This is a genomic window from Bacteroides sp. 1_1_14 (genome assembly GCF_000162515.1).
GTDB classification, from domain to species: domain Bacteria; phylum Bacteroidota; class Bacteroidia; order Bacteroidales; family Bacteroidaceae; genus Bacteroides; species Bacteroides thetaiotaomicron.
On sequence record NZ_GG774706.1, the window covers coordinates 81684 to 95588 of the forward strand.

Here is a 13905-nt window from a genome sequence, read left to right on the forward strand (position 1 = left end):
ATTGCATGATTTTCTACCCTTTCTGCATGATTTTTACAGCGAATAAAATAAAACAACTGTAATTTTGCAATCAATCAAATAACCGAATCTAATACTTGCAGAAAATGGAATCTGATTCTTTACACGAACATGATAAAAGCTGGAAGGCATTTTTTATTACCACTCTGTTCATCTTGTGTACAGCGAACGTTTATGCGCAGTCATCCGATACAATCTTTTCCCGATATTTCCGTTATGCACAGAACTTCGCAGATTCGTACCCTCGCGAGAAAGTGAGTCTTCATTTGGATAATGCAAGTTATTACCTTGGTGATACGATTTGGTTCAAAGCGTATGTAGTGACAGCTGAACAAAACTTACCGACGACGATCAGCAAACCTTTGTATGTAGAATTACTGGACCAGTTGGGAAATGTCGTAGAGCGGCAAATTATTCAGCTTACGGATGGGGAGGGAACGGGACAAATCATTTTGAACAATACCTTCTTTACCGGTTATTATGAAATGCGTGCCTATACAAAGTGGATGCTTGCTTTTGATAACCCTTACTGTTTTTCCCGTGTATTACCCGTCTATCGGAAACGGCTGAGCGATAAAGAGACTCCTCGGAGTATAGCTACCTATCGTATGGACGCTTCGATGAAACAGAGGCCGAAGGATAAAGAGAAGAAGTTTACAGTCCGCTTTTTTCCGGAGGGTGGACAATTGGTGAAAGGCATATCTTCGATTGTAGCTTTTGAAGCCACCAGCCGCGACAAAGGAGCTGCTGATGTAGAGGGAACAGTGGTTTTGCCGAGTGGTGAAGAACTGGCGCATATCCGTTCATTGCATGACGGGATGGGTTACTTTGAGTATAAGCCCGAAGAAAAGGCGGGCGTGGCAAAAATTGATTATGAAGGCTCCACTTATCAGTTTGACCTTCCGGAAGCTCTTCCACAAGGATATGTACTCCGAATCGATAACCGGCGGGAAATGTTGGATATCACTGTAGCCCGCAGTTCACAGGCAATGAAAGACACACTGGCTGTTTTTGTATCTTCTCAGGGGCGACCTTACAAATGTATGACACTGGACTTTGAAGATGAATTGAACTGCCAATTCCGGATTTCGACTAAAGAACTACCGCCCGGAGTGCAACAGATATCTCTGGTCAATCTGAAAGGGGAAACGTTATGCGAGCGTTTTTGTTATGTGATGCCGCGTTCTTCCATGCTCCTTGCCTGTAAAACGGATCACGCCCTGTATCGTCCTTTTGAGCCGGTGACTTGCCGGATTAAAGTGAGAGATCATCTGAATCGTCCGGTACAGGCCAATCTTTCTGTATCTATCCGCAACGGTGTGGAGTCTGATTTTCGGGAATATGATCATTCCATTTATACGGATTTGTTGCTTGTCTCCGATCTGAAAGGCTATATTCATCAACCCGGTTTTTATTTTGAGAACCAGTCTGCCGAACGTTTCAAAATGTTGGATGTCCTCCTATTGGTACGTGGCTGGCGGAAGTATGACCTTTCCCGACTGATAGGTAAACGTCCTTTCTTGCCTCGGTATCTTCCGGAGACCTCGCTGACCCTGTATGGGCAGGTCGAATCTTATTTCGGTAAGGCGTTACGGAATGTCGGGGTGAGTATTCTTGCGCGCAGGGATTCGGTCTCTATTGCAGGTATGACAAAAACGGATTCATTGGGGTATTTTAGTGCGCCGGTAGATGGTTTTAGCGGTTCTATGGATGCTCTCATACAGACACGGAACGAGGGAAAGAAGTGGAACAAGCAGGCAGTCGTGAAGTTGTTCCGTAATTTTGAGCCTTCCTTACGGAAACTTGATTATTATGAGCTGAATCCGGAATGGAAAGAGACGGGTGATTTGAAACAGTTGTTGGACACCTTGGATATTGCTTATAAAGATTCTGTATTCGGACCGGATCATCATTTGCTGGATGAAGTGGTGGTGAACGCCAAGCGTCTGAACTTGTTATTGAAGCAAACTGAACGCTTTGAAAAAGAGATTCTGGGTTATTATAATATAACGCAGGTGGTAGATAAAATGCGTGATAAAGGAGAAGCGGTGTACAATCTGCCTATGCTGTTGAAGGAATTAAATCCTAATTTCAGATTGAGTGATTCATTGAGCCTGCACTATAATAACTCAAGAGTTTTATTTATAGTCAACGGTGGGGTTTTATCTTATGGTAAAACGGATTATGTGTTGGACAAAGATGTGGATGCTATTAAATCTATCATGCTTTATTATGATCAGGCAGGAGGGGAATCTGTTTTTGTGATGAACAAGCAGAGTAATAGAGTGACGAAATTTACAGCAAATAATTTTTGGAGTGGTCGCTGGCAGGATGGAGATTTGAGTGAGTTGCCTTTGCAGGATGCTATAGGTGCGGATTCCGGACCAGATGCACTTTGGGGTGAGAAAGATAGAAAGACTATGAAGAAAAGTCCGTTGCAGAAATCGTCAGTAGTAGTTTGCTCCATCACTACGATTGATGACTGGGACCCGAACAAAACTTATAAAGCCCGGCGGGGGATTCGTCATACCTATATACAAGGATATAATGAGCCCTTGGAATTTTATTCACCAGCTTATCCTGATGGCGCTCCTCTCTATACGGAAGATTCTCGCCGCACACTATACTGGAATCCGAATGTGAAAACGAATGAAAAGGGTGAAGCAGTCATTCGATGCTATAATTCCGATAATTCGGCGCCGTTAATAATAAATGTAGAGACATTGTATAAAGGTAGTCCGTCATCATTGAATATCTACTCTATAGATTATTAAACTCGATCTATATTATTCATATTCATATAAAGTCCTGCTAAAGAGGAAGAAAGGAGTTGTGTTTCTTGCAGCCAACGTGTGTAAATCGTTTATGAATGATTCTCTACGTTTTTTGAATGATTTTTATAATGTAAAATCTACACTCATTCGTATCTTTGCTGTAGATAACAACGAAATAAACTAATATTATGAAAATGAAAACTAATATAATCTTTAAAAAACTAAAGTCATTCGTCAATCGATGTCTTTTTCCTGATTATATGTGCTGTTTTATCTTCCTGCGTTTATAACGCTGATATGCCAATAAAGAATTTTTAGTGAACCAATAATTTAATATGTAAAAAGAAAAACGTTATGAAAAGACTATTTCTTCCCTTATTAGGGTTTTTGTCGTTGGTGCTGATGTGCTGTAATGACAACAAGGAATCAGGTACGGATTCCTATGACCCGAACAAACCTGTCACTATTGACTATTTTACGCCGGATACCGGTCGGGTAGCAGAGAAAGTGATTATTATAGGTAATAACTTTGGAAATGACAAATCTGTGGTAACCGTATTATTCACAGATAATATGGAAAAGGAGAACAAGGCTGCCGTAGTGGGAGTAGATAATACTACGATTTATTGTATGGCGCCACGTCAGGCAGAAGGTTTCAATAAGATTACGGTTAAGGTGAATGATCAGACTGTGGTGGCTGATGAGACTTTTAAATATTCTGTGTCTGAGAATGTATCTACTATTGCCGGTGATTTTGTACAAGCTGATGGTGCCGGTAAAGATGGAAGTCTGGCTGAGGCAACTTTTGGGCAGATGTTTGGTGTAGCTTGCATTGATGAACAGTCGGGTATCATAGGTCAGGCATGGAATAATAACAGTATACGTTATGTTTCTATAGACGAAGATGCTGTGATTACTATCCAAAACGGTCCTGTGGTTGGAAAAGTGGCGGTATCCAATGATAAAACATTGGCTTATGGTGCTACCATTAATGGAGCTAATACCGTTTATGTTTATAAGAAATCGCAGGCATGGGTTCCTTCTCGACTAAGTGATATCAGTTCAGGTACCGATGTTTGGGCTGTGGCTTTGAATGGTGATAACCAATGGTTGTATTATGTTACGAGAAATGGTCGTTTGGGACGTATTGAAGTCAATAATCCAACTCATAATGAGATTTTGTTTGAACATAATGATTTTAGTGGCGGTCCTTTCGCTTACATCGCTTATAGTGCTTTTGAAGATTGTTTCTATGTAACTACTGATAAAAATAAGATTCTGAAAGTTTGGGTAAAAGAAGATGGTACACATGCTTACGAGCAGATTAACCAGAATAATACAGGAACTACAGATGGTTTTCTGACTGATGAGGCAGAATTCCAGTTTTTGCGTGGCCTAACAATAGATGAAGATGGTAATATTTTCGTTTGTCAGGAGAATAATCATGTGATTCGTAAAATAGCTTATGATGAGAAAATGGAAAAAAGATATGTAACTACTATTTTGGGTACAGCTGGTGTAAAAGGTGATGACGATGGTTCTCCTGATATTGCTTTATTTGCAAATCCCCAAGATATCAGTTATGACGGGAATGGTGGATTTTGGATTGCTCAGCGTGAAAATCCGGCTTTAAGAAAGTACTCAGTAGAATAAACACATTAATCAGGAATTAATCATGAAAAAAATAATAAGCATCTTATTTATATTATGCGGCATCTTCTCTTCTATGGCCTATGCGCAGGGAGGATTGACATATTCCGGTACTGTCATTGGTGAAGATGGATTGGAACTTATAGGTGTGAGTGTTGCTGTGAAAGGGACATCTATCGGAGTAATCACCGACTTGGACGGAAAGTTCCGTTTGAATAATATTCCTCCCAAATCTACCGTTGTGTTTTCTTATGTAGGTTTTGAGAATAAAGAAGTGAAAGTAACCGAATCTAAAGAGCGTGAGACTATTGTATTGAAACAAAGTATCAGTAGTTTGGATGAAGTAGTGGTAGTAGGTCGTGGTTCACAGCGTAAAGTTTCTGTTGTGGGAGCTATTACTTCTGTTGATCCGGCACAGTTGCAGGTTCCTGCTACTTCCGTATCCAATATGCTTCAAGGTCGTGTGCCGGGCATCATTGGTGTGACTCGTAGTGGTGAGCCGGGCAATAACTTCTCTGAATTTTGGGTACGTGGTATCAGTACGTTTGGGGCAAATGCTTCGGCGCTGATCTTGATTGATGGTGTAGAAGGTGACTTGAATACACTCGACCCTGCAGATATTGAAAGTTTCTCAGTTTTGAAAGATGCTTCGGCAACTGCCCTATATGGTGTGCGTGGTGCCAATGGCGTAGTAATTGTAACTACCAAGAGAGGTAAAGCCGGTAAGTTAACTGTTAACTTCAAGACAAATGCCACATATTCCTATTCTCCCCGCATGCCGGAGTATGTAGATGCAGTGGGCTATGCAAACCTTGCTAATGAAGCACGTGTTGTCAGAGGTAAGAATCCGATTTATACTAATTCTGAAATCCAACTGTTCCGTTCCGGTCTCGATCCGGATCTTTATCCGAATGTGAATTGGAGAGATGTGATTCTGAATGACTATGTGATTGACAATCAACATCACCTGAGTCTTTCTGGTGGTGGTACCAATGCACGTTATTATGTAAGTATGGGTATCATGAACCAAGGAGCTGTTTTCAAACAAGATAAGTCGGTAAGTAAACATAATACTAATGTGGATTACCATCAATATAATTTCAGAGCGAACGTAGACGCCAATATGACTAAAACAACTCTACTCTCTTTGAATATGGAAACCATTATCACTAAACGTAATTCTCCGGGATATGGTGATAATAACAATGCATTATGGTCGGCGCAAGCTAATCTTCCGGCAACAATCGTTCCGGTGAAATACTCCAATGGTACTCTTCCATCATTTGGTAGAAACTCGGATGAGGTTTCTCCTTATGTACAGTTGAACTATACAGGGTATAAGATCAGTGAAACACAGGCCACCCGTATGAATGCCAGTCTGAATCAGAAGTTGGATTTCATCACAAAAGGATTGTCTGCAAGAGGCGTATTCTCATTTAACTATACCGGCTACTTTGACCAGTATCGTACCAAGACTCCGGACTTATATTATGCCACAGGAAGAAAGCAGAATGGAGCATTGATCTCTAAACGTACATCGAGTGCTACTGATATGACTTACAGCGATTATCGCCGCATTGCCCGTCAGTATTATTTTGAAGGAAATATCAATTACGAAAGAATCTTTGGCGAAGACCATCGTGTGACCGGATTACTTAATGCCTACCGTCAGGAAAATAAAGACTCTTATCTGAATAATGATGATGACGACACCACATTGGATGAAAGAATTCGTTCCATTCCTAAACGTTATCAGGCTATTTCTGCTCGTGCTACTTATTCTTATAAGGATACTTATATGTTTGAATTCAATGTAGGATATACCGGTTCCGAGCAATTCAAGAAAGGCAACCGCTACGGGTGGTTCCCGGCAGTAGCTTTGGGATGGGTGCCTACTCAGTATGAATGGACGCGTGAAAAACTTCCGTTCCTCGATTTCTTCAAACTCAGAGCTTCTTTGGGTAAAGTAGGTAATGACCGTATCAAGAAAATCCGCTTCCCGTACCTTTCTACTGTGTCTACCGATTATAGCTCAGTAACATGGCCTGGTAGCACCGTTGGCGAGAGCCGCGTAGGTGCCAATGACTTGAACTGGGAAGAGACAACCAAAATGGATATTGGTGTAGACCTGAAAATGTTTAATGACAAAGTGGAACTGACTGCCGACATCTTTAAGGATAAAAACAAAGGTATCTTCCAGCAACGTGCCAACATTCCTGAAGAAGCAGGTTTTGTAACCAATCCGTATACCAACATCGGTGGAATGGAATCATGGGGATTTGATGGAAACATAACGTTCAACCATAATTTCACCAAAGATTTTGGAATGACAGTTCGTGGCAACTGGACATTCGCCCGCAATAACGTAACCTATTGGGAGCAATCAGGCGTAGTATATCCTTATCAGTCTTTTGTAGACGTTCCTTATGGAGTGCAACGCGGTTTGATATCTTTAGGTTTGTTCAAAGATCAGGCAGATATTGAAAGTAGTCCTGTTCAAACCTACTCTTCTGATGTGCGTCCAGGTGACATTAAGTATAAAGATGTCAATGGTGATGGTGTTATCAATGATGATGATATTGTACCGTTATCCTATTCGAATACTCCGACTCTTCAGTATGGTTTTGCTGCTGAATTCAGATACAAACAGTTTACTGCCAGCATTTTCTTTGAAGGTGTAGGTAAAGTGCAATATTTCTATGGGGGGTCAGGATACTATCCGTTTGCTTGGGAAACGCGAGGCAATGTACTTAACATTGTAGCTGATCAAAAGAATCGCTGGACACCGAGAGAATATTCCGGTGACGCTAGTACGGAAAATCCGAACGCGCGTTTCCCGCGTCTGACTTATGGTGAGAATAAGAACAATAACCGCGCATCTACCTTTTGGTTGGCAGATGGCCGCTATTTCAGATTGAAAAATATCGAGTTGTCTTATAGATTCACCAGCGCATGGTTGCGAGATAAGATTAGTGTACAGAACGCTACCTTGAGCCTTGTAGGCGAAAACCTGCATGTGTGGGATAAGGTGAAACTTTGGGACCCGGAGCAGGCATCGTCAAACGGTGCCGTGTATCCTCTGCAACGGAAATTCACCCTTCAGCTTAATGTGACGTTTTAATCCCGTTTCAATTGTAACATTATCATAAATCGTATAATTATGAATTTCAGAAAAATATATTGCATAGCCGCTATGGCACTGATGTGTTGCACAGGAAGTATGTTTACCTCCTGTGACGACTACCTGGATGTAGACTCATACTTCGATGAGATTTTTGAGCTAGACTCTGTATTTAAACGTAAGGAATATCTGGAAGAATATATCAATGGTGCCGGAAAGTTATTACCTAATGAAGGAGACTTGTGGACCAATGCTTGGTCGCCTTATCAGGGAGCTTCGGACGAGAACTTTACATCATGGAATGACTCCCGTCATAAAGCTATCCAGCTGATGGTGGACGAAGTGACTCCACAGAGTGATTTCTATAATAACTATGGTACTTGGTATAAAGGTATTCGTAAAGCCAACCTCGTCTTGGAAAGAATCAATGAATGTGAGGATATTACTACGAGCGATTTGCGTGACTTTATGGGACGTTGTTATTTCTTGAGAGCTTATTTCTATTATAAACTGGTAGAGGCTTACGGACCTGTGCCCATTGTGCCTGAAACGGCTTATGATGTGGATGCCAGTGCGGAAAGCATGTCATTGGAAAGAGAGACATACGAGAATTGTATTAACTATATCTGCGAGAATTTTGAGAAAGCATACGAATATCTTCCTTCCAGCCGTACGTCTACCCTAGTCAATCTGCCTACCTCGGGAGCGGCATTGGCATTGATGGGAAGAGTAAGACTGATCGAAGCAAGTCCTTGGTACAACGGAAATGAGTTTTATGCTGATTGGAAGCGTACGGACGGTACCAACTTTATGCCTCAAGTCAAAGACGAATCCAAATGGGGAACAGCCGCTCTTCTTGCCAAACGTTTGATTAAGGGCTCGGAAACTGGTAGCTTTAAATATAAGCTGCACACTGTTGAGAGAAAACTAGACACAAAACCGCTACCGGAGAATGTGCCTGACGATAACTATCCTAATGGAGCGGGAGGTATAGATGCGCTTCGTTCTTATGCTTTTATGTTCAATGGTGAAACTCCGGCTTATAATAATGACGAGTTTATTTATATGTGCGGCTACTCTAGTACAGCTGGCGACTCTCCGGCATGGATTGCTACTCCTACGAGCCTGGGTGGTGGTAATGGGTTGAATATTACTTATGCGACTGTGAAAGCTTTCCGTATGGAAGACGGTAGCGACATCAATAACTCACCACTTTATCCCACAAATTACTGGGAAGCCATTGGTGGTAGTTCACAGTCTTTCTCTGACTATACACTTCCATCTGATGCTGCTAAGATGTTTGATAAGATGGAAATGCGTTTCTATGCCAGCGTAGGTTTTAACCATTGCTACTGGAGCGGACTTTCTTACATCGGAACCGAAGGTAATCAGACTAAGCAGACAGTTACTTACTATGCTAATGGTACTGCTGCACCGTCGTCCGATCATCCTGAAGATTATAACCACACTGGTTTTACCTGCAAGAAGTACATTCATTATGTAGAGGATCAGCTGAAAGGTATGATGAAGTCGAAAACTTTCCCGATCATGCGTTATGCAGAGGTGCTGCTCAACTATGTGGAAGCATTGAATGAGTTGGGAAGTAATACATATACCGACGAAGAGAATGGGATTACAGTGAGCCGTGATGTAGACGAGATGGTGAAATACTTTAATATGGTTCGCTATAGAGCCGGTTTGCCGGGCATTACAGCGGATGATGCAAGGGATGTGACTACGATGCGGGATTTGATTAAGCGTGAAAGACGGGTGGAGTTTTTCTGTGAAGGCAGACGTTATCACGATTTGCGTAGATGGGGAGATGCGATCGATGCATACAATGAGCCTGTAACAGGTATGAACATTGCTGCACGTAGCACAGACCGTAAAGCATTCCATACGGAAACAGTGATCAATAATACTCGTTCGCATCGTGTATTCTCTTATAAAGATTACTTCCTGCCTATCCCTCGTACAACGATGGATAAGAACCCGAAACTGGTTCAGAATCCGGGATGGTAATTTTGCACACGAAGTACAGAATTAATAATTAAGTAAAAAACGTTTGTTATGAATATCAATAAAATACTATATCCGATACTTTTGTTATTGGTCGTTTTAAGTAGCTGTGATTATGAAAGCCCGCTTGATAAGGAGCAATATAAGAAGACGCTCTATCTGATCGGCGCTTCCAGCAATCTTGTGACTAAAGAGCTTGCTTATAGCAGTGAAGTGCAGGAAGGATTCATTACAGTGGGTGTAAGTGGCTCTCTTTTGATTGACGGGAATGTGGATGTGACTCTGGAAAGCCATAACAGTGTAATTGACTGGTATAATAAAAAGTTCAAGTTCCTTGCCACCGATATCAAATATCAGGGACTTGCTGCCAGTGCTTTTGAGGTACCTTCCTATACTACTACATTGAAAGCCGGCGAAACTTATGCGAGAGTTCCCTTTAAAGTTAAAACAGAAGGTCTGGAGTGCGATTCGCTTTATGCGATAACTTTCAAGATTGCTTCTTCTTCTGCCGGTTATGAGATCAACCAGAAGGACTCGGCACTTATTGTATCCTTCAATCTGGTAAATAAATACTCAGGTAATTACATCTTCAAGGCTCTTCGGCACGAACTGGATAGTAATGATGAAATAGTTGCATCCACTTCTATTACTATAGTCAGAACATTGAAAGCTACAGAAGAAAATGCAGTACGTTTCTATAACGAGCAACAGGCGGAAACAACTGCCAATATCAAGAAACATGCTGTTGTACTGAAAGTTGATGCTGGTAACAATGTCAGTATCTCGGCATGGGAGGACTTTGACTTGATTGATGGTACATGTACTTATAATCAGAACTCGAAAGTCTTTAATGTAGATTATAAGTATACTGCGGATGGCAAGACTTATCAGATGGTGGGTACGTTTACCTATCAGGATGAAGATGCAGGTAGCAACTAAATGAGCTTATAAATCTAGTAACTGAATTAGGTTATCAGCAAGGTAGAAAAAGGTGTTGCTTTAAGTCGATGAAATAATAACTGGCAGGTTCAAGGAATTCTTAAACCTGTCAGTTTGTTTTTATTCAGCCTTATAATTTGTGACATTGCAAGATTTGTGGTAGTTTTTGGTCGTTTTGTATTCCCCAAAGTTAGCCGTAATCACGTATTTTTGTACTATCACTTTAAAAATTATAAAAAACAAATTTCACGATGAACTATAAATTACTGTCAGTCGCCTTAGCTTTCTTATATATAGGTATGGTAGGCGGATGTTCCCAACCCGCCCCCGACCTGCGTTATCAGATTGAAGTGGACAAACCTCTGCAGACAATGGAACACTTCGGCGCTTCCGATGCCTGGAGTATGCATATCCTTGGCTTGTGGCCGCAGGAGAAACAAAACCAGATAGCCGACTGGCTTTTCAGCACAGAGAACGATGCGAATGGAAAACCGAAGGGAATCGGCTTGTCTCTTTGGCGTTTCAACGTCGGTGCAGGTAGTACCGAGCAGGGGGAAGCCAGTCAGATCGGTTCTTCGTGGATGCGTACCGAATGTTTTCTGCAAGCCGACGGAACCTACGACTGGAACAAGCAACAGGGGCAACGCAACTTTCTGAAACTGGCAAAAGAACGGGGCGTCACTAAATTCCTCGCATTTCTGAATTCCCCTCCCGTATATTATACTCAGAACGGTCTGGCTACCAATACCGGTCGTGGAGGAACCGCCAATCTGAAGCCGGAATGTTACGAGAAATATGTCCGTTTCCTGGCCGATGTAGTAGAAGGAATAGAGAAGCACGACGGAATAAAGTTCAACTATATCTGTCCTTTCAACGAACCGGACGGGCATTGGAACTGGGTAGGGCCGAAGCAGGAAGGTTCTCCGGCAACCAATCGGGAAGTAGCCCGAACCGTCCGTCTGCTAAGCCGGGAGTTTGTGAACCGGAAAATGGATACGCAGATTATGGTGAACGAATCTTCGGACTATCGCTGTATGCTCCGTACCCATCAGACGGACTGGCAGCGTGGCTATCAGATTCAGGCTTTCTTTTGCCCGGACAGTGTGGATACGTATTTAGGTGATACGCCCAATGTGCCCCGACTGATGCTTGGTCATAGTTACTGGACAACGACTCCTCTGAGTGAACTGCGTGCCATGCGCTGCCAACTGCGTGAAGCTCTGGATAAATACAACGTCGGCTTCTGGCAGTCAGAAACCTGTATCATGGGGAATGACGAAGAGATAGGTGGCGGTCACGGCTTCGACCGTACGATGAAGACGGCACTTTACGTTGCCCGTATCATCCATCATGACATCGTGTATGCGGGAGCGAAGAGCTGGCAGTGGTGGCGTGCCGTCGGCGGTGATTATAAAGACGGGCTGATTCGGGAATACACGAATGATGACTTGAAGGATGGTCGGGTAGAAGACTCCAAACTCATGTGGGCTTTGGGTAATTATAGTCGTTTCATCCGTCCGGGAGCTGTCCGCCTGTCGGTTTCTGCTTTCGATCAAGCGGGGAATTTAATCCCCGGAGGCGATACGGACCAAAAAGGACTGATGTGTTCTGCTTATCAAAATGCGGACGGCTCATACGCTGTTGTTCTCATTAACTATGCGCAGGAAGACAAAGAGTTTTCAATCAATAAGATAAATGGCAAGAAAACTCGATGGCAGGTGTATCGCACTTCGGATGTAGAAGGAGAAGATCTGCTACCCGTTGAGAAAGTGAAGAGTGGAAGAACAGTTCGGATTCCGGCACGTTCGATTATAACTTTATTGAATCAATCGCTTTAATATAAGAGTCAATTATGGGTTTGTCCGGTCGAATAAAAGGCCGGTATGTCGCCTTTTTCTTTTTTAAAGTATTACATTTGTACGCCCGTCCATTGCTAACCAAGGCAATGGACGGGCGCAATGCATAAAAAAGGAGGCATTTTATGAACGATAGAGGAAATATTGTCATTTATCAGACAAAAGATGGGAAGACTTCAATTGATGTGAAGTTGGAGGATGAAACAGTGTGGCTGACTCAGGCTCAAATGGCAGAATTGTTTCAGAAGGATCGTACTGTTATAGGCAGGCATATTAATAATGTCTATAGGGAAGGTGAACTTGAACGTGATATCACATGTGCAAAATTTGCACATATGGGTAGTTATAGTGACCAACAATATGAGACGGCTGTTTATAATTTGGATGTGATTATCTCCGTCGGCTATCGTGTAAAGTCGCAACGCGGCACTCAATTCCGTGTTTGGGCAAACAAAGTTTTGAAAGAATACCTGATTAAAGGTTATGCCATCAACCAGCAAGTAAAGATAGAGCAATTGGAAGACTTGAAGAATACTGTTCGCCTCCTTTCCAACGTCATCGAGCACAAGCAACTAACATTGGATGAGGCTAACGGACTGTTGCGTGTCATCACCGACTACACTTATGGTCTGGACACACTTGATAAATACGATTTCCAGCAACTGGAAGTAGTCTCCACTACTCCCAGCCGGGAGTTTCGTGCCACCTACGAAGAAGCGATGGGCGCTATTCATTTATTACAGGAAAAGTTTGGAAGCAGTGACTTGTTTGGAAATGAAAAAGACCAATCGTTCAAAAGTTCTATCAATACTCATTGCTTTTCTTGTTCTGGTGCAGCATCTCTCACCCTTATTGAAGCCATATTTTTCTGTCTTTCCCTTATTTTACGGTGTCTTCTACTTCCGGCTTACCATAATATCCCGGCATCGGAACATAAACCGGACTCTGACGAGTATTGATATTCTGCAACTTCTTTTCTTCTTTCAGCCGTTTGATATGTCGGGCGGCAGTGGTAAGCGTAAGTTTGCAAAGTCCTTGAAAGTCCGAGCGGGTCAGTATTTGGTTATTACTGAAATACGCGGTCAGCAGTCTGTCTATCTCTTCGTTGGAGCGTGGCACTGAGTGTAACTTCAGTTTACTGCGTTCCACCTTGACGACACTCACCGAACTTCTTAGTTTTTTATCTGCCTTGAAGCCGATGTTTGCTTTGAGTTTCATTTGGTTTGCTTTCAGCTTGGGCGAGGTGATCGGTTCCAGACTGTTCAGCTTTACTTGAAAGTAGCCGATGCCGTCGAGGTGAACACGTTCCCCTTCCCGGAGGCGTGATCCCATAAAGTGGCTCAGCGACTCGAGGACGGCTTTTACATCCCCTTCGGTCAGCGAAGTCGCTTGTTGTATTTCTTTAGCGAGATAGTCGGTGTCGATATGCTGAAAGTTGACTACCCGTGCGTGGTAGAGTTCCTTGTCTTCTTCGTCCTTCCGGGCAGGAGACTTGTAGAGTTCAAATTGTATTGCCATGATACTGTTT

8 protein-coding genes are annotated in these 13905 nt (G+C 42.5%); 7 read left to right on the top strand and 1 reads right to left on the bottom strand.

What is annotated here, in order from left to right; genetic code table 11:
• The first annotated feature begins 104 nt into the window (after positions 1-104).
• The 7 genes from HMPREF9007_RS12145 to rhuM all read left to right on the top strand — a co-directional run bounded on the left by HMPREF9007_RS12145 (position 105) and on the right by rhuM (position 13336).
• Positions 105-2792, top strand: a complete 2688-nt coding sequence (locus HMPREF9007_RS12145; RefSeq protein ID WP_008761738.1) for a hypothetical protein — start codon at positions 105-107, stop codon at positions 2790-2792.
• 354 nt (positions 2793-3146) lie between these two features.
• The gene (locus HMPREF9007_RS12140) at positions 3147-4445 is read left to right on the top strand and encodes an IPT/TIG domain-containing protein (protein ID WP_008761739.1); all 1299 of its coding nucleotides are present in this window, start codon (positions 3147-3149) and stop codon (positions 4443-4445) included.
• Positions 4446-4467: 22 nt separating this feature from the next.
• Positions 4468-7563 carry a TonB-dependent receptor gene (locus HMPREF9007_RS12135; protein WP_032850408.1) on the top strand — a complete coding sequence of 1032 codons (3096 nt, stop codon included), beginning with the start codon at positions 4468-4470 and terminating at the stop codon, positions 7561-7563.
• Positions 7564-7602: 39 nt separating this feature from the next.
• Positions 7603-9585: a RagB/SusD family nutrient uptake outer membrane protein gene (locus HMPREF9007_RS12130; RefSeq protein WP_008761741.1), complete on the top strand. Its 1983-nt coding sequence runs from the start codon at positions 7603-7605 to the stop codon at positions 9583-9585.
• Between the two features lie 48 nt (positions 9586-9633).
• Positions 9634-10521, top strand: a complete 888-nt coding sequence (locus HMPREF9007_RS12125; RefSeq protein WP_008761742.1) for a DUF4361 domain-containing protein — start codon at positions 9634-9636, stop codon at positions 10519-10521.
• Positions 10522-10772: 251 nt separating this feature from the next.
• Positions 10773-12359 (top strand): glycoside hydrolase family 30 protein, encoded by a 1587-nt coding sequence (locus HMPREF9007_RS12120; RefSeq protein ID WP_008761743.1) that lies wholly within the window; start codon positions 10773-10775, stop codon positions 12357-12359.
• Between the two features lie 143 nt (positions 12360-12502).
• On the top strand, positions 12503-13336 hold the full coding sequence (gene rhuM / locus HMPREF9007_RS12115; RefSeq protein WP_008761744.1) for a RhuM family protein: 834 nt from the start codon (positions 12503-12505) through the stop codon (positions 13334-13336).
• Here rhuM and HMPREF9007_RS12110 read toward each other — a convergent pair.
• Positions 13257-13895 (bottom strand): HU family DNA-binding protein, encoded by a 639-nt coding sequence (locus HMPREF9007_RS12110; protein WP_008761745.1) that lies wholly within the window; start codon positions 13893-13895, stop codon positions 13257-13259. The genes rhuM and HMPREF9007_RS12110 overlap by 80 nt on opposite strands.
• Positions 13896-13905: the final 10 nt, after the last annotated feature.